Origin of the sequence: Streptomyces sp. NPDC014870 (assembly GCF_043081505.1) — a bacterium.
Lineage (GTDB): Bacteria > Actinomycetota > Actinomycetes > Streptomycetales > Streptomycetaceae > Streptomyces.
In genome coordinates, this window is record NZ_JBIBWQ010000009.1 from 139,433 (window position 1) to 156,767 (window position 17,335).

Consider the following 17,335-nt stretch of genomic DNA (forward strand, 5'->3'; position numbering starts at 1 on the left):
CGAAAGCATGCGACCAGCGTACTGCGGGACGCGCCGGACGTATGTGGCGCGCGTCACGGCGCCGGGCGACCATGGGACTCGGGACCGGTCCGGGGGCCGTTCGCGTCCACGAGGAGGCACCCGTGGCTGACACCCGTACGACCGACGTACCGACCGATGTGCTGATCGTGGGCGCCGGGCCCGTGGGCCTGAGTGCGGCCGCCGAACTGCGCGGGCGGGGCGTGGGCTGCCGGCTGATCGACCGGTTGCCGGCCCGGCTGCCGTACGCGAAGGCGGTCGGCGTCCAGCCACGAACCCTGGAGATCTGGGACCGGATGGGCCTGGCCCGGGCCGTGCTGGAGGCCGCGGTCCCGCTGCGCGGGCAGCTGATGTACGTCAACGGCCGGGAGCGGGGGCGGATCGACCTCGAACTGCCGCCCGAAGTGCCGTACTGCTTCGCCGCGCTGCCGCAGTACGAGACCGAACGCCTCCTGGAGGAGTACGTCGCCGGCCTGGGCACGGTCATCGAGCGCGGTACGGAACTGTCGTCGTTCGCGCAGGACGCGGACAGCGTGACCGCGCGGCTGCGGACCGCGTCCGGCGCGGAGGAGGAGCTGCGGGTCCGGTATCTGATCGGCTGCGACGGCGCGCACAGCACCGTCCGCAAGGGCCTCGGGCTGACCTTCGAGGGCGGGGCGTTCCCCGAGGAGTACATGCTCGGCGACGTCGAGACCGACTGGGACCTGCCGTACGGGTACGGCGTGCGGTCCCTGCACGTCACGGAGGACGGCTCGACCGACGACGTCCTGGTCTGCATCCCGCTCCCCGGGAACAACCGCTACCGCATGTCGATGACGGTCCCGCCGGAACTGTCCACGGCGAACGCGGGGAACGGGGCGAACGCGGCGAACGGGGGCGGCGACGGGGTGGCTCACGGCCTGGAGGGCGGCCGGGTGCCCGAGCTGTCGCACATCCAGGCCGTGGTCGACCGGCTCGCCCCCGTGCCCGCCCGCGTCTCCGAGCTGCGCTGGTCGTCCGTGTTCCGGATCAGCCACCGGATCGTCGACCGGTACGGCGAGGGCCGGGTGTTCGTCGCGGGCGACGCCGCGCACATCCACCCGCCGACCGGCGCCCAGGGCATGAACACCGGCATCCAGGACGCCTGCAACCTGGCCTGGAAGATCGCCCTCGTCGTGCGCGGGGAGGCCGGTCCCGAGCTGCTCGGCAGCTACGACGCCGAGCGCCGCCCGGTGGGCGAGGAGGTCGTGGGCCGGACCGTCCGGCACGCCACCCAGGGCATGGCGGCCGACCCCGACGACCCGGCGACCCTGATGGCGCGGGAGGCCCAGCTCCTCGTCTCCTACCGGGACGGGCCGCTCGCCGGCCATCCGTACGGCCCCGAGGACGCGCCCCAGGCGGGCGACCGGGCCCCGGACTGCGCCGGTCTGACCACCGCCCTGGCCACCTACCCGCTGCGGCTGCTCGACGTCCTGCGCGGCCGCACCGGGCACGTCCTGCTGCTGTACGCGGACAAGGCCGCCGAGCTGGCCCGGGCGGCGGAGGCGGGCGCGGTCGTCGCCGCGGCGGTGGGCGGGGACCGGCCTTCGATCGTGGCGCTGCTCGCGCGCGAGGCCGAGGAGCCGGGAGGGCACGGGGTGGTGCCCGAGTACCGGGACGCCGACGGCGAGTTCGCCCGGCTCTACCGTCCCGAAGGACCGACCGGCTTCCTCGTCCGTCCCGACGGGCAGCTCGGCGCCCGCTTCCCGCTCGCGGGCACGGCGGCCGCGCTCACCGGCTACCTGGCGGCGCTCTCCGTGCCGACGGCGCCGCTCTGAGGCCCCAGTGCCTCGTCCAGGAGGACCGACCACTGCGCCACCACCCGCGCGCGGCGGGCCGCGTCGTCCGTCAGGAGCGTCGCGAGGCCCAGACCCCGGGCCATGTCCAGGAAGCCCTGCACGGTCTCCCGTACCCCGGGGACGGACTCGTCCGCCGCGAGCAGGGTCACCGCCATGCGGTGGGACTCGCGGCCGACCCGGGCCTCCAGCTCGGTGACGCGGGCGTGCAGCGGGGGCTCGTGGGCGGCCGCGACCCAGAGGTGGAGGGCGGCGCGGAACAGCGGCCCGGTGAACAGGTCGACGAGCGCGCCGACGGCCTCGCGGCGGTCGCGGGCCGGGAGCCCGCGCAGCGCCTGGGAGCGCTCCTCTGCGACGTACTCGACGGCCGCCGTGAAGAGGTCCTCGCGGGTCGGGAAGTGGTGCTGGGCCGCGCCGCGCGAGACGCCGGCGCGCTCGGCGACCACGGCGACGGTGGAGCCCGCCCAGCCGTGTTCGGCCAGGCAGGACACCGCCGCCTCCAGGAGCCGCTGCCGGGTGGCACGGCTCCTGTCCTGCTGCGGCCCCTGCTTGGAGCCTTGCTTGGGGCCTTGCCTGGAGCCCGGCCCGGGACCTTGCTCGGGGCCTTGCCTGGAGCCCGGCCCGGGACCTTGCTCGGGGCCGGGCCTGGGACCTTGCTCGGGGACCTGCTCAGGACCTTGCTCGGGGCCCTGCCTTGGGCCGGTCACAACCGCCATTCGGGGTCCCGTCGTTCGAGGAAGGCCGTCATCCCTTCGCGTGCCTCGGCCGAGGCGAAGAGCGAGGCCGACCTCTGCACGAGGTCCTCCGCGTCCCGCTCGAAGGTCTCCAGGACTCTAGCCGTGACCAGCCGCTTCGACTCGGCCAGCCCCTGCGGGGAGCCCTGCCGCAACCCTTCCAGGATCGCGTCGAGCTCCTCGGCTGAGGCGGTCACGAGCCCCATCGCGAGCGCCTCCGCCGTGCCGAACCGCTCCCCCGTCACGTAGTACCGCGCCGCCGCCCTGGGCTCCAGCTTGGGCAGCAGCGTCAGCGAGACGACGGCGGGCGCGACGCCGATCCGCGCCTCGGTCAGCGCGAAGTCGGAGGAGTCCGAGGCGACCACGATGTCGCAGGCCCCGAGCAGTCCGAGCCCGCCGGCCCGGACGTGCCCGTCGACGGAGGCGACCACCGGCTTCGGCAGCTCCACGATCTGCCGGAGGAGGTCCACGAAGGCGTACGGGCTCGGCGGCGCCTTCAGGTCCGCGCCGGCGCTGAACGTCGAGCCGGTGTGGGTGAGCACCACGGCCCGCACCGCCGGGTCCTGCCCGCACTCGGTGAGCGCCGCGGCCAACTCGGCGACCAGGGCGGCCGAGAGGGCGTTGCGGTTCTCCGGGTTGTCGAGCGTCAGCGTGGCGATGCCTCGGTCCAGCTTCAAGAGTCCACCTTCCTCAACGGTCCACTTCAGGGCCGGTCGCGCAGCTCACGGCGGAGGATCTTCCCCGACGCGGCGCGCGGCACCCCGTCGATGAACTCCACGCTCCTGACCTTCTTGTACGGGGAGACCTTCCCCGCCACGTACGCCATCACGTCCTCGGCGGTGAGCCCTTCCGCGCCCGGCTGCCGGACGACGTACGCCTTGGGGATCTCGACGCCGTCCGCGTCGGTCACACCGATGACGGCCGCGTCGGCGACCGACTCGTGGGTGAGCAGCAGGGCTTCGAGCTCGGCGGGGGCGACCTGGAAACCCTTGTACTTGATGAGTTCCTTGACCCGGTCGACGACGAACAGCCAGCCGTCCTCGTCGACCCGGCCGATGTCGCCGGTGTGCACCCAGCCGTCCCCGTCGATCATCGCGGCGGTCGCGTCGGGACGGCCGAGGTACCCCTTCATGACCTGCGGCCCGCGGATGGCGACCTCGCCCTCGGCGCCCGGTTCGGCGTCCTTCGACGGGTCGTCGAGGGACAGGATCCGCATCTCGGTCGAGGGCAGGAGCTTCCCGACGGCGCCGGGCGGCGGACTCTGCGCGTCCAGGGGGACGACGTGGGTACCCGGGGACAGCTCGGTCATCCCGTACGCCTGCCGGACCGGCGGCAGCTTCAACCGCGCCGAACACGCCTCGGCGAGCGAGGCGTCGAGCGGGGCGGCGGCGCTGACGATGTACTCCAGGGAGGACAGGTCGTACTGCGCGACCGCCGGGTGCTTGGCGAGCGCGAGGACGATGGGCGGGGCGACGTACAGGCCGTTGATGCGGTGGTTCTGGATGGCGGCCAGGAAGGTGTCGAGGTCGAAGCGGGGCAGTACGACGACGGTGGCGCCGTGCCGCAGGGGTGCGTTCATCAGCGCGGTGAGCCCGTAGATGTGGAAGAACGGCAGCACCGCGAGGATGCGGTCGCCCGGCTTCATCGGGATCAGCGGGCCGAGCTGCGCGAGGTTGGTCGCGATGGACGTGTGGGTGAGCATCACGCCCTTGGGGACGCCGGTGGTGCCGGAGGAGTACGGGAGCGCGGCGACGTCCTCGTCCGGGTCGATGGCGATGTCCGGCTCGGGCGCGGAGCCGCCGAGCATCGACTGCAGGGACCGGATCCCCTCGTCCTCGGGCGCCTGGTCGCAGACGAAGATCTCCGCGATGCCGCCCGCGAGTTCGGCCGCCCGGCGGGCCGCCGGGAGGAGCGGGGAGACGGTGACGATCCAGCGCGCGGAGGAGTCGGCGAGCTGCTTGGCGAACTCCTCCGGCGTCGCCAGCGGGTGGACGGTGGTGACGGACGCGCCGGCGCGGGTGGCCGCGTAGAACGCGACGGGGTACAGCACGGTGTTGGGGCTGTGCAGGGCGACGACGTCCCCCTTCCGGACCCCCGCCTCCGCGAGCCCGGCGGCGACCCGCCGGTGGAACGCGTCGACCTGGGCGTACGTGAGACTCAGCTCCCCGGCCCCGTCGACCAGCGCCGGGGTGTCCCCGAACTCGGCGGCCCGGCCGAGGACGGCGTCGTGGATGGGGAGGGAGAGGGCCGGAACATCCGCGTACTCGCTGTGAAACACCATGTGTGCCCCTTCGGTGTCGGACGGTGGCGCCAGGATGGACCGGATCAGTACGACTTGGGGAGACCCAGGGACTGGTGGGACACGTAGTTCAGGATCATCTCCCGGCTGACCGGGGCGATACGGGCGACGCGGGAGGCGGCGATCAGGCGGGCCAGGCCGAACTCGCGGGTCAGGCCGTTGCCGCCGAGGGTGTGGACGGACTGGTCGACGGCCTTCACACAGGCCTCGCCCGCCGCGTACTTCGCCATGTTGGCGGCCTCGCCCGCGCCGATGTCGTCGCCGGCGTCGTAGAGCTGGGCGGCCTTCTGCATCATCAGGCGGGCCAGCTCCAGTTCGATGTGGGCCTGGGCGAGTGGGTGGGCGATGGCCTGGTGGGCGCCGATGGGGGTCTTCCAGACCGTGCGCTCCTTCGCGTACTTCACGGCCTGGGCGAGGGCGTAGCGGCCCATGCCGATCGCGAACGCGGCCGTCATGATGCGCTCCGGGTTGAGCCCGGCGAAGAGCTGGAGGAGCCCCGCGTCCTCGTCGCCGACGAGCGCGTCGGCGGGGAGGTGGACGTCGTCCAGGGTCAGCTCGAACTGCTTCTCGTTCGCGTCGAGTTCCATGTCGATCTGGCGGCGCTCGAAGCCGGGGGCGTCGCGGGGGACGACGAACAGGCAGGGCTTGAGGCTGCCCGTGCGGGCGTCCGAGGTCCGGCCGACGATCAGGGTCGCGTCGGCGATGTCGACGCCCGAGACGAAGACCTTGCGGCCGCTCAGGACCCAGCCGTCCTCGGTCCTCGTGGCCGTCGTCGTGATCCGGTGGGAGTTGGAGCCGGCGTCGGGCTCGGTGATGCCGAAGGCCATCGTGCGCGAGCCGTCCGCCAGGCCCGGCAGCCAGGCCCGCTTCTGCTCCTCCGTACCGAAGCGGGCGATGACCGTGCCGCAGATCGCGGGCGAGACGACCATCATCAGGAGCGGTGCGCCGGCGGCCCCCGCCTCCTCCAGGACGATGGACAACTCGGCCATGCCGCCGCCCCCGCCGCCGTACTCCTCGGGCAGGTTCACGCCCAGGTAGCCGAGCTTGCCCGCCTCCGCCCAGAGCGCGGCGCGGTCGAAGCCGGGGCCGTGGCGGTGACCGAGCGCCGAGACGGCGGCGCGGAGCGCGGTCAGCTCTTCGCTTTCGATCATGGTGCTGCTCATACGGACTTGTCCTCCTGCGCTTCGGACTGCACGGACTGAGCGGGCTGCACGGACTGCTGTACGACGGCGAGCAGGGCGCCGACCTCGACCTGGCGGCCTGGGGCGGCGTGGAGCGCGGTGAGCGTGCCGGAGGCGGGGGCGATGACGCGGTGCTCCATCTTCATGGCCTCCAGCCAGAGGAGCGGCTGCCCTGCGGTGACCGGGTCCCCGACCGCGAGCCCGTCCGCGACCCGGACGACCGTGCCGGGCATCGGCGCAAGGAGGGAGCCGGGCTCCCGCTGGTCGGCCGGGTCCGGGAAGCGGGGCACGGGGTCCAGCCGGTGCGCGCCCACGTGCACGACGTCGTCGCCGCCGTAGCGGGTGACCTCGAAGCGCCGTACGACACCGTCCACTTCGAGGCGGACTGCGTCCGGCGCGGCGGCCACCACCCGGATGCCCTCCGGCGCGGTGACCGTGTAGCCGCCGTCCCGTGTGGGCCGGTAGCGGACCTCGTGCTCGCCGTACGCCTTGGCCTGGTCCTGGGAGGCGAGGTTCCGCCAGCCGCCCCCGAACCGGCCCCGCGGCCCGTACGCCCCCCGCCGCTCCTCCGCGTCCGCGAGGGCGGCGGCGACGGCGGCGTGCGCCGCGCCGGGCGGCGCCTGGGTGAGCGCGTCGAGGTTGCGGTCGTAGAAGCCGGTGTCGAGCCGTTCCGGGTCACCGAACTCGGGGTGCCGGAGAGAGCCGACGAGCAGCTCCCGGTTGGTCACGGGGCCGTGCACCCGGGCCGTCTCCAGGGCGCGCGCGAGCGTGCGGACGGCCTCGGGCCGGGTGGCCGCGTGGACGACGACCTTGGCGAGCATGGCGTCGTAGTGGACGCCGATGGTGTCGCCCGAGACGTATCCGGTGTCGACGCGGACGTGCGAGGGGAAGGCGAGGGCGTGCAGCGTGCCCGCCTGGGGCGTCCACGCCGACGCCGGGTCCTCGGCGTAGAGGCGGGCCTCGATGGCGTGGCCGGACGCCTCCGGGGGCTCCGGCGGGAGCGGGGCGCCCTCCGCGACGGCGATCTGGAGCGCGACCAGGTCGACCCCGTACACCGCCTCCGTCACCGGATGCTCCACCTGCAGCCGGGTGTTCATCTCCAGGAAGTGCGCCCGCCCGCCCGCGACGAGGAACTCCACCGTCCCCGCGCCCACGTACCCGACCGCCTTCGCGGCGGCGACGGACCGCTCGTACAGGGAGTCGACCAGCTCGGGCGCGAGCCCCGGCGCCGGGGACTCCTCGATGACCTTCTGGTGGCGGCGCTGGAGCGAGCAGTCGCGGGTGCCGAGCGCCCAGACCGTGCCCGCGCCGTCCGCCAGGATCTGGACCTCGACATGGCGCCCGTTCTCCACGTACGGCTCGACGAAGACCTCACCGTCCCCGAACGCGCTCGCCGCCTCCGCCGAAGCCGCCTTCAACTCCTCTTCGAGAGAGTCGAGTTCGCGGACGATCCGCATACCGCGCCCACCGCCGCCCGCCGCCGCCTTCACCAGGACCGGCAGGTCCGCCTCGGTGACGTCCACCAGGGCTTCGACGCCGAGGAGCTCCTTCGCCCGGGTCTTCGAGGCCATCGCCTCGATCGCCTCCGGCGGCGGCCCGATCCACACCAGGCCCGCGTCGAGCACGGCCCGCGCGAACTCCGCGTTCTCGGAGAGGAATCCGTACCCGGGGTGGACGGCGTCCGCGCCCGCCGCGAGCGCCGCCTTCACGACGAGGTCACCGCGGAGGTACGTCTCCGCGGGCGCCGCCCCCGGCAGCCGTACCGCCGCGTCCGCCTCCCGTACGTGCAGCGCGCCCGCGTCCGCGTCCGAGTACACCGCGACCGTCGCGATGCCCAGCTCGCGGCAGGTGCGGAAGACCCGGCAGGCGATCTCGCCCCGGTTGGCGACGAGCAGGGTTCCGATCATGGGTGCCTCACATCCGGAAGACGCCGAAGCCGCCGCGCGCGCCCTCGACCGGTGCCGTGTGGATCGCGGACAGGCACAGCCCGAGGACCGTGCGGGTGTCGCGGGGGTCGATGACGCCGTCGTCGTACAGCCGCCCGGACAGGAACATCGGCAGCGACTCCGACTCGATCTGCGCCTCGACCATCGCGCGCAGACCGGCGTCCGCCTCGTCGTCGTACGGCTGCCCCTTCGCGGCGGCGCTTGCCCGCGCCACGATCGACAGCACCCCGGCCAGCTGCTGCGGGCCCATGACGGCGGACTTGGCGCTCGGCCAGGCGAAGAGGAAGCGCGGGTCGTAGGCCCGGCCGCACATGCCGTAGTGCCCGGCGCCGTACGACGCGCCCATGAGCACGCTCAGATGCGGCACCCGGCTGTTCGACACCGCGTTGATCATCATGGCGCCGTGCTTGATGATGCCGCCCTGCTCGTACTCCTTGCCGACCATGTAGCCGGTGGTGTTGTGCAGGAAGACCAGCGGGATGTCGCGCTGGTTGGCCAACTGGATGAACTGGGCCGCCTTCTGCGACTCGGCGCTGAACAGGACGCCCTGGGCGTTGGCGAGGATGCCGACCGGATAGCCGTGCAGCTCGGCCCAGCCGGTCACCAGACTCGGCCCGTACAGCGGCTTGAACTCGTCGAAGTCCGAGCCGTCGACGGTCCGGGCGATCACCTCGCGCGGGTCGAAGGGGGTCTTCAGGTCCCCCGGCACGATCCCGAGCAGCTCGTCCTCGTCGTACTTCGGCGGCTCCGCGAGGGCCGGCTCGGGGTGCGCCTTGCGGTGGTTGAGCCGGGCGACGATGCGCCGGGCCTGGCGCAGCGCGTCGACCTCGTCGACGGCGTAGTGGTCGGCGAGACCGGACGTACGGGCGTGCATCTCGGCGCCGCCGAGCGACTCGTCGTCGCTCTCCTCGCCCGTCGCCATCTTCACCAGCGGCGGACCGCCGAGGAAGACCTTCGACCGCTCCTTGATCATCACGGTGTGGTCGGACATGCCGGGGACGTACGCCCCGCCGGCCGTGGAGTTGCCGAAGACCACCGCGATCGTGGGGATGCCGGCGGCGGAGAGCCGGGTGAGGTCGCGGAAGAGCGCGCCGCCGGGGATGAAGATCTCCTTCTGGGACGGGAGATCGGCGCCCCCGGACTCGACGAGCGAGATGACCGGGAGCCGGTTGGCGTACGCGATCTCGTTCGCCCGCAGCGCCTTCTTCAGCGTCCACGGGTTGGAGGCGCCGCCGCGTACGGTCGGGTCGTTGGCGGTGATCAGGCACTCGACGCCCTCGACCACCCCGATGCCGGTGACGATCGACGCGCCGACCGGATAGTCGCTGCCCCAGGCGGCGAGCGGGGACAGTTCGAGGAAGGGCGTGTCGGGGTCGAGGAGCAGCTCGATGCGCTCGCGCGCGAGCAGCTTGCCGCGCCCCCGGTGCCGCTGGACGTACTTCTCGCCGCCGCCCGCGAGCGCCTTGGCGTGCTCGGTGTCGAGCGCGGCGAGCTTGTCGAGCATGGCGGCGCGGTGGGCCGCGTAGTCGGGGCCGCCCGTGTCGAGGGCGGAGGCGAGGACGGTCACAGCAGTTCCTCCGGGGCGGGTGGCCGGGTCGTCACAGGAGTTCCTCCGGTACGTCGAGTGCGCGGGCGCGGAGCCACTCGCCGAGGGCTTTGGCCTGGGGGTCGAAGCGGGCCTGGGAGGCGACGCCCTCGCCGAGGATCCCGGTGACGACGAAGTTCACGGCGCGCAGCCGGGGCAGGACGTGCCGTACGACGTCGAAGTCGCGCGTCTCGGGCAGGAGTTGTCGGAGTCTCTCCACCGTGAGGCCGTGCACGAGCCACCGCCAGGCGGTGTCGTCGCGGACCCACACCCCGATGTTGGCGTCGCCGCCCTTGTCGCCGCTGCGGGCCCCGGCGACGCGCCCGAGCGGGACGCGCCGCGTCGGCCCGTCCGGCAGGGGCTCGGGCAGTGGCGGCTCGGCGACCGGCTCCAGTTCCCTCGTGCGTACGGGTACGGGGACGGCGACCCTGCTGCCGTCGGGCAGGACGGCGGTGTGCGGGACGTCGGCGGCGGGGACGTACGCGGCCTCGAAGACGCCGTAGGGGGCGCCCCTGCCGGGTGGGGCGGTGACGTGGAAGCCGGGGTAGCTGGCGAGGGCCAGTTCGACGGCGGCGCCGCTGAGAGCCCGGCCGACGGGTTCGGGGGCGGGGTCGCGGACGACGAGCCGGAGGAGCGCGCTGGCGGTCTCCTCGGTGTCGGCGTCGCTCCGGTCGGTCCGGGCCAGCTCCCAGCGGACCTCGGCGGGGCGGGACTTTCCGCGCTCGAAGGCGTCCTCGACCTGGTCCCGCACGAGCTGGGCCTTGGCCTCGATGTCGAGCCCGGTGAGGACGAAGACGACCTCGTTGCGGTGGCCGCCGATCCGGGTGAGTCCGGCCTTGAGCGTGGGCGGCGGCGCCTCGCCCCGCACGCCGTCGATCCGTACCCGGTCGGGCCCCTCCTGGGTGAGCCGTACGGTGTCGATCCTGGCGGTCACGTCGGGTCCGGCGTAGCGGGCGCCGCCCGTCTCGTACAGGAGCTGGGCGGTCACCGTCCCGACGTCGACGACGCCGCCGGTGCCGGGGTGCTTGGTGATGACGGCGGTGCCGTCGGAGTGGATCTCGGCGAGCGGGAAGCCGGGGCGGCGGACGTCGTGTCCGGCGAAGAAGGCGTAGTTGCCGCCGGTGGCCTGGGTGCCGCACTCCAGGACGTGCCCGGCGACGACCGCGCCGGCCAGCGCGTCGTACTCCTCGGGCCCCCAGCCGAACCACCACTGCGCGGGCCCGGTGACGAGGGCGGCGTCGGTGACGCGGCCGGTGACGACGACGTCGGCGCCGGCGGTCAGACAGGCGGCGATGCCGCCGCCGCCGAGGTAGGCGTTGGCGGTCAGCACTCCCTCGCGGGGCGGGAGCCGGTCGCCCTCGACGTACGCGATCCGGGTGGGAAGGCCGAGCCGGTCGGCGAGCGCGGTGAGGGCGTCGGCGAGTCCGGCGGGGTTGAGGCCGCCGGCGTTGGTGACGATGCGGACGCCGCGCTCGTGGGCGAGGCCGAGGCCCTCCTCCATCTGACGCAGGAAGGTCTTGGCGTACCCGCCCTTGGGGTCCTTGAGGAGGTCGCGGCCGAGGATGAGCATGGTCAGCTCGGCGAGGTAGTCGCCGGTGAGGACGTCGAGGGCCCCGGGTCCGCCGCCTTCGCCCGACCCGCCCGCGTCACCTCCGGTGAGCATCTCGCGGACGGCGTCGAAGCGGTCGCCGTAGAAACCGGAGGCGTTGCCGATACGGAGGGTGCGGAGGGTCACGACCGCTCCCCCGCTGCCCGCCCGCCGCCGGGCGGACCGGCGAAGGCCTGGGCGATGGTGAGCCAGTGCGCGGCGTCCTCGCCCTCCGCCACGAGGGCGGTGTCGTCGCGGTGGACGCGCTGGGTGACGAGGAGGCAGAAGTCGAGCGCGGGTCCGGTGATCCGCTGGTCCGCGTCCTCGGGCCCGTACGCCCACACATCGCCGCCCGGTCCGACGATCTCCACCCGGAACGGCTCGGCGGGCGGCTCGATGCCCCGGACGAGGTAGGCGTAGTCGCGGGCACGGACGCCGATCCAGGCGACATGGCGCAGGCGGGCGGTGGGCGCCCGGACGGCCCCGAGGGCGTCGGCGATGTCCTGGCCGTGCGCCCAGGTCTCCATGAGGCGGGCGGTCGCCATCGAGGCGGCGCTCATGGGCGGCCCGTACCAGGGGAAGCGGGCGCCGGGCGGGGCGGTGGCCAGGGCGGTCCAGAGCCGCTCACGGCCGACGCGCCAGCGCCCGAGGAGCTCGTCGGGGGTGAGCGCGGCGCCCTCGGCGGCGCCGTCGTCGACGAACGACTCGGGCGCGGCGAGCGCCTTCTCGGCCTCGGCGCGGAACCCTTCGGCGTCGGTGACGGCCAGCAGGGCGGCGCGGTCGGTCCAGGCGAGGTGGGCGACCTGATGGGCGACGGTCCAGCCGGCCGCGGGGGTGGGCGCGGCCCATCTCGCCTCGCTCAACTCGGCGACGAGCCGGTCGACTTCCTCGCTCTCACGGCGCAGATCGTCGAGGACGACGGCGGGGTCGGACACGGTGCGCTCCCCTCGGGACACGGGCGTGTGCGGAGGAGCATGGCAGCGGCGACAGAAACAATCAAGCGTGCTTGCTTGTACTGGCGCGAAAAGTTCGCCGCGGGGGCGAACCCTCCGCGGCGACGGACCTTCGGGCACGACCCGGGGCTACGCCTCCGGGACCGCCCGGACGCGCTTGGACTGGGTGCGGACGGCGCCCATGCTCGCCGCGATGACGAGGGCGATGGCGAGGGCGTCGAGGAGGGAGAGGCCCTGGCTCAGGACGAGGAAGCCCGCGGTCGCGGCGATGGCAGGTTCGAGGCTCATCAGGATGGCGAAGGTGGGGGCGGGGAGGCGGCGCAGGGCCAGGAGTTCGAGGGTGTACGGGAGGACCGAGGACATCAGGGCGACGGCGAGGCCGAGGGCGATCGTGGAGGGGACCAGGAGCTTGTCGCCCGCCTCGACGATGCCGAAGGGCAGGCTGAGGACCGCACCGAAGGCCATCGCGAGCGCGAGGCCGTCCGCCTGCGGGAAGCGCCGACCGGTGCGGGCGCTGAAGACGATGTACGTCGCCCACATCGCGCCCGCCGCGAGGGCGAAGCCGGCGCCGACCGGGTCGAGGCGGGTGAAGCCGCCGCCGGTGAGCATGCCGCTCAGCAGGAGGACACCGCCGAGCGCGAGCCCGGCCCACAGGAGGTTCGAGAGGCGGCGGGAGGCGATGACCGAGAGCAGCAGCGGGCCGAGGACCTCCAGGGTCACGGCGGCGCCGAGCGGGATCCGGTCGACGGCCTGGTAGATGAAGATGTTCATCCCGGCCATCGCGGTACCGAAGGCGACGACCGTGCCCCAGTCGGCCCGGCTGTAGCCGCGGACCTTGGGGCGGCAGACGGTCAGCAGCACGGCGGCGGCGAGGACGAGCCGCAGCGTGACCACGCCGAGCGCCCCTGCGCGCGGCATCAGCAGGACGGCGACGGCGGAACCGAACTGGACCGAGAGCCCGCCCGCGACGACGAGCGCGACCGGGCCCAGGCGGGCGCCACCGCCGCGCGCGGCGCGAGCCGTCGCGGCGCCCGCCGACGCCGCGCCCGCCGACGCCGACGCCGCGCCCGCCGTCGCCGCGGCGGTCGCCTTCGCCGTCGACCGCGTACCGGCCGCGGTGTCCTTCACCGGGCTGTCCACCGGCTCACTCCCCTGCACCATGGTTCATCAGACTGGACTTGCAAGTCCAGGATAGTGGACCCGTCAAGAGGGCTCCGAGACTCACGCTAGGCCGTCCCGCGCGGCGCGTGAAATGCCGATTGGACTGCGGTTATGCTCCAGGCGCATGAGTCAAGGGAGTCGCTCGGGCATCGAGCTCCGCCACCTTCGCTGCTTTCTCGCCATCGCGGAGGAGGGCAACGTGACCCGCGCCGCCGCCCGGCTCCACCTCACCCAGCCCGCGATGTCCCGCACCCTCGCCGCCCTGGAGAAACACCTCGGCGTCCGGCTCGTGGACCGCTCCACGCACCACCTCGCGCTCACCGCCGAGGGCCGCGCCTTCCACGACCGCGCGGCGGCGGCCGTCGCCGCCTTCGACGCGGCCCTCGACCCCGCGCGGCTGCGCCACCGGCCGCTGCGGCTCGGGCACGCGTGGTCGGCGTTCGGCCCCTACACCACCCCGCTGCTGCGCCGCTGGCAGCACGAGCACCCCGAGACCCCGCTGGAACTCCTCCGCATCGACGACCGCACGGCCGGCCTGGTCCGCGGCGAGGTGGACGCGGCGCTCCTCAGGGGCCCCGTGGACGCGCCCGGCCTGGCCACCGAGGAGCTGGCCAGCGAGGACCGGGTGGCCGCCGTGGCCACGGACAGCGCGCTGGCGTCCCGTACGTCCCTCACCCTTGCGGACCTCGCGGACGAGACGATCGTCCTCAACACCGTCTCGGGCACCACGACCCCGTCCCTCTGGCCCGCGCACCTGCGCCCTGCCACGACCCTGACGGTCGGCAACACCGACGACTGGCTCACCGCGATCGCGGCCGGCCGGGGCGTCGGCGTCTCCTCGGCCTCGACGGCGGCCATGCACCCCCACCCGGGCGTCACCTACCGCCCCCTCCCCGACGCCCCTCGGATCCCGGTCCTGCTGGCCTGGCGCGACACCTCCCCCCACCCGGCGACGGAGCTCCTGGTGACCCTGGCGAAGGAGATCGCCGGGGGCGCGTGAGTCCGTCCGTCCGTCCGTCCGTCCGCTCGCTCGCCCGCCCGCCCGCTCGCCTGCTCGCCCGCTCGCCCGCTCGCCCGCTACAGCGGTGCCTCCTCGCCCGCGGGGAACGGGCCCCCGTGGCCCGGGACGATCACGTCGGAGGTCTCCAGGACCCGCAGGCGGGAGGTGCGGAGCCGGTCGCGGTCGGGGGCCACCGGGTCCTCGGCCGGGCCGTCCGGGCGCCACCAGAGGTCGCCGACGAAGGCGACGACGCCGTCCGCCGTGCCGGCGAGGAGCGTGATGTCCTCGGGGCTGTGCCCCGGGGTGCGGATCAGGCGCAGGGACGGGGTCAGTTCATGACCCTCGGCGTCCCGGTCGGTCCACTGGTCGTCCAGGTACTCGGCCTTGTGGTCGTGGACGCGGGCCCGGCCGAACAGGCCGACGTTCATGGTGTTGTCGGGGTGGTGGTGGCTGAGCACGACGTCGGTGATGTCGTCGGGACCGAGGCCCAGTTCGGCCAGCGGGCCGAGGATCCGCTCGCGGCTCGCCACCATGCCGGGGTCGACGATCACATGGCGGTCGCCGTCGGTCACGTACGAGACGGTGGCGGCGACGCCCGGACCCGTGGAGAGGGTGTAACCGGTCGTCAGGACGGTGTAGGTGGCGGTGTTTCCGCGCGGCTTGTCGCTCATGCGCCCAGCTTCGCCGGGCGGACGATCACCGACGAGTGGCCGTCCTGCCACCCATCGCGGGTTTCCTGCCAACCCCCTCGGCGCGGGCGTCACCGCCCGTGCCACACTCCCCCGCATGCCGCCGTTCCTGAGCGTCGCCGTCTACGCCCCGCCGCGCGTCGGCATGCTCGCCGTCGGGCTCGTCTCCGAGGTGTTCGCGGCGCCGCCCGCGGGGCTTCCGCGGTTCGACTTCGCGGTCTGTTCGGACCGGCCGGGCCAGGTCCCCACCGACCTCGGCGTGCCGCTCACCGTCACCCACGGGCTCGACCGGCTCGCCTCGGCCGATCTCGTACTCGCCCTGCCCTGGGCCGACTTCCGCACCCCGCCGCCGCCCCCCGTGCTCGACGCGCTCCGCGCCGCCCACGCGCGCGGCGCGCTCGTCGGGTCGCACTGCGTCGGCGCGTTCGCGCTCGCCGCGGCGGGGCTGCTCGACGGGCTGCGGGCCACCACCCACTGGCGGTTCGCCGACCTGCTCGCGCGCCAGCACCCGGCCGTCACCGTCGAGCCGGACGCCCTGTACGTCGACGAGGGCCGGATCCTGACGGGCGCGGGCGCCGCCGCCGGATTCGACCTCTGTCTGCACCTGCTGCGCCGCGAGTACGGAGCGGCCGCCGCGAACGCCGTCGCCCGGGACCTCGTCCTGCCGCCGCACCGCGACGGCGGGCAGGCGCAGTTCGTCACCGCGCCCGTACCTGAGGACTGCGAGGACGAGCGGCTCGCCGGTGTGCTGGCCTGGGCCCGCGAGCACCTCCACGAGCCGCTGCCCGTGGCCGAACTGGCCCGCCGCGCCCTGATGAGCCACCGCTCCTTCGCCCGCCGCTTCGCCGCCGCGACCGGGACCACTCCGCACGCCTGGGTCCTCGGCCAGCGGCTCGGCCGGGCGGAGGAGCTCCTGGAGACGACCGACCTCCCGGTCGAGGAGATCGCCCGCCTCGTCGGCTACGGCAGCGCGGCGGTCCTGCGCGAACAGTTCGTCCGCCGCCGCGGGGTCCCGCCGCGCACCTACCGCCGTACGTTCACGAGGGCGGCCCCGACCGCTCCGCAGGGGGAACCACCCCTGACGACCTCCCGGCCCTAACGCGTCGCCGCGCGCCACTCCCGGCCGATGTCCCGCATCAGCGGCGGGTACACGATCAGATGCCGGAACGGGGCGATCGCGGCCATGTAGGCCTTGCCGAACAGGCCGTTGGGCTTCACCAGGACCGCCAGCTGGCCGCGGTGGCCGCCCGAGCCGTCCGGGACCCAGCTCAGGTGCATCACCCCGTGCATGGTCCGGTTCGCCATCTCCGCCGCCCACTCGTCGTCCCTGAGGTAGACGGACGTGAAGGGCAGCCGCTCGAACTCCGGTCCGGCCGGGCCGTCGCGGAGGTCCTGCGGCAGCCGGTCGCGCAGGGTCGGCACCCGGGAGCCGAGGCCCTTGTCCTTGTCGTCCCAGCCGAGCAGCTCGCCGAGCTTCCAGCGGATCGCGAAGAGCTGCCGCGCGATCCAGGAGGAGTTGTCGTCCGTGTCGCCGCCCGCGAAGTTCCGCACCAGGCGCGGGAAGTCGTCGGGGCCGCCGGGCGTCGGCAGCGCCCAGACGTCGTAGAGCCGGAAGTCAGGCGTCAGTTCGTGTATCCGCCACGGGCGGGACGTGTGCGCGGACTTGGGAAGTTCCATCGTGTACCTCCTGCGGTTCGTGCCGTACAGAGGAGTGCGCGGTGGTGCGGGGGTCGAGACCGAGGGCCCCCGAGACGGCGGCGACGGCGAGCGACGCGTCGTCGGGCACGCGGCCCGCGAGGGCGATCGAGGTGCCTTCGAGCGCGCCCACGTAGGCGAGGGCGACGTCCTCGGCCGGCGGTCCCGCGGGGATCGTGCCCGCCGCGCGCCCGGCCTCGACGTAGCCGGTGCAGAGGGCGAGAAGGGCGCGGTAGCCCGCCTCCACCTGCCGGCCGATCGGATGGTCACGCCCGGAGAACTCCAGGCGCAGCGCCACCGCCACGCGGGCGATGTCCCGCCGGCAGAAGGCGGTGTGGGCGCGGGCGAGCGTGAGCAGCGCCGCGAGCGGTTCCGTCTCCCGCTCGACGTGGTGCCCGACCTCCCGGTCCCAGGCCTCGAAGACCCACTCGGTCACCGCGAGGGCCAGCTCCTGCTTGTCCTTGAACTGGTGGTAGAGCGCCCCGCGCGTGTAGCCGGCGTCCCTGGCCACCTGCTCCAGGACGAGGTTGCCGTAGCCGTGCCGGGACAGCCCGCGGGCGGCGGACTCCACGAGCGCGACCCGTGTGCGCTCCCGCCGCTCGGCCTGGGTGGACCGGCGGGGCGCCGGGGAGCCGGGGACGGCTCCACCCTCACGTACATTCATGTATGTAT

14 protein-coding genes and 1 pseudogene are annotated in these 17,335 nt (G+C 74.1%); 3 read left to right on the top strand and 12 right to left on the bottom strand.

What is annotated here, in order from left to right:
* The first annotated feature begins 122 nt into the window (after positions 1-122).
* Positions 123-1,814: an FAD-dependent monooxygenase gene (locus ACF09C_RS25370; protein ID WP_392094569.1), complete on the top strand. Its 1,692-nt coding sequence runs from the start codon at positions 123-125 to the stop codon at positions 1,812-1,814.
* Here the strand turns inward: ACF09C_RS25370 and ACF09C_RS25375 are convergent.
* From ACF09C_RS25375 to ACF09C_RS25415, 9 genes and pseudogenes are all read right to left on the bottom strand, one after another.
* Positions 1,775-2,377 (bottom strand): annotated as a pseudogene (locus ACF09C_RS25375) (TetR/AcrR family transcriptional regulator); the annotation flags it as partial. The gene ACF09C_RS25370 and the pseudogene ACF09C_RS25375 overlap by 40 nt on opposite strands.
* Positions 2,378-2,535: 158 nt before the next feature.
* A complete protein-coding gene (locus tag ACF09C_RS25380; RefSeq protein WP_392094570.1) occupies positions 2,536-3,243 on the bottom strand; it encodes an enoyl-CoA hydratase family protein in 708 nt (235 codons plus the stop codon).
* A 26-nt stretch (positions 3,244-3,269) separates the two neighbouring features.
* Positions 3,270-4,847, bottom strand: coding sequence for a 4-coumarate--CoA ligase family protein (locus tag ACF09C_RS25385; RefSeq protein ID WP_392094572.1), 1,578 nt, complete (start codon positions 4,845-4,847; stop codon positions 3,270-3,272).
* A gap of 44 nt (positions 4,848-4,891) precedes the next feature.
* Complete coding sequence (locus ACF09C_RS25390) at positions 4,892-6,028, bottom strand: acyl-CoA dehydrogenase family protein (protein WP_392094574.1); 1,137 nt, start codon at positions 6,026-6,028, stop codon at positions 4,892-4,894.
* Positions 6,025-7,953, bottom strand: a complete 1,929-nt coding sequence (locus ACF09C_RS25395; RefSeq protein ID WP_392094576.1) for an acetyl/propionyl/methylcrotonyl-CoA carboxylase subunit alpha — start codon at positions 7,951-7,953, stop codon at positions 6,025-6,027. Before ACF09C_RS25395 ends, ACF09C_RS25390 begins: the two co-directional genes overlap by 4 nt.
* Positions 7,954-7,960: 7 nt before the next feature.
* Entirely contained in the window at positions 7,961-9,559 is a 1,599-nt protein-coding gene (locus ACF09C_RS25400; RefSeq protein ID WP_392094577.1) for an acyl-CoA carboxylase subunit beta, read from the bottom strand.
* Between the two features lie 31 nt (positions 9,560-9,590).
* A complete protein-coding gene (locus tag ACF09C_RS25405; RefSeq protein WP_392094579.1) occupies positions 9,591-11,312 on the bottom strand; it encodes an acyclic terpene utilization AtuA family protein in 1,722 nt (573 codons plus the stop codon).
* Positions 11,309-12,100 (bottom strand): TIGR03084 family metal-binding protein, encoded by a 792-nt coding sequence (locus ACF09C_RS25410; RefSeq protein ID WP_392094581.1) that lies wholly within the window; start codon positions 12,098-12,100, stop codon positions 11,309-11,311. The genes ACF09C_RS25405 and ACF09C_RS25410 overlap by 4 nt, the downstream gene beginning before the upstream one ends.
* Positions 12,101-12,247: 147 nt before the next feature.
* The gene (locus ACF09C_RS25415; protein WP_392094583.1) at positions 12,248-13,279 is read right to left on the bottom strand and encodes a DMT family transporter; all 1,032 of its coding nucleotides are present in this window, start codon (positions 13,277-13,279) and stop codon (positions 12,248-12,250) included.
* A gap of 124 nt (positions 13,280-13,403) precedes the next feature.
* On the opposite strand from ACF09C_RS25415, the gene ACF09C_RS25420 reads away from it, so the two are divergent.
* Positions 13,404-14,279, top strand: a complete 876-nt coding sequence (locus tag ACF09C_RS25420) for a LysR family transcriptional regulator (RefSeq protein WP_392094585.1) — start codon at positions 13,404-13,406, stop codon at positions 14,277-14,279.
* Between the two features lie 77 nt (positions 14,280-14,356).
* Here the strand turns inward: ACF09C_RS25420 and ACF09C_RS25425 are convergent, their stop codons facing one another.
* The gene (locus tag ACF09C_RS25425; RefSeq protein ID WP_392094587.1) at positions 14,357-14,950 is read right to left on the bottom strand and encodes an MBL fold metallo-hydrolase; all 594 of its coding nucleotides are present in this window, start codon (positions 14,948-14,950) and stop codon (positions 14,357-14,359) included.
* Between the two features lie 115 nt (positions 14,951-15,065).
* On the opposite strand from ACF09C_RS25425, the gene ACF09C_RS25430 reads away from it, so the two are divergent.
* Complete coding sequence (locus ACF09C_RS25430) at positions 15,066-16,067, top strand: GlxA family transcriptional regulator (protein WP_392094589.1); 1,002 nt, start codon at positions 15,066-15,068, stop codon at positions 16,065-16,067.
* On the opposite strand, the gene ACF09C_RS25435 is transcribed toward ACF09C_RS25430, so the two are convergent.
* Together ACF09C_RS25435 and ACF09C_RS25440 are read right to left on the bottom strand one after the other, a co-directional pair.
* Complete coding sequence (locus ACF09C_RS25435; protein ID WP_392094591.1) at positions 16,064-16,645, bottom strand: DUF2867 domain-containing protein; 582 nt, start codon at positions 16,643-16,645, stop codon at positions 16,064-16,066. The two genes, ACF09C_RS25430 and ACF09C_RS25435, sit on opposite strands and share 4 nt — an antisense overlap.
* Positions 16,584-17,327 (bottom strand): TetR/AcrR family transcriptional regulator, encoded by a 744-nt coding sequence (locus tag ACF09C_RS25440; protein ID WP_392094593.1) that lies wholly within the window; start codon positions 17,325-17,327, stop codon positions 16,584-16,586. Before ACF09C_RS25440 ends, ACF09C_RS25435 begins: the two co-directional genes overlap by 62 nt.
* Positions 17,328-17,335 lie beyond the last annotated feature (8 nt).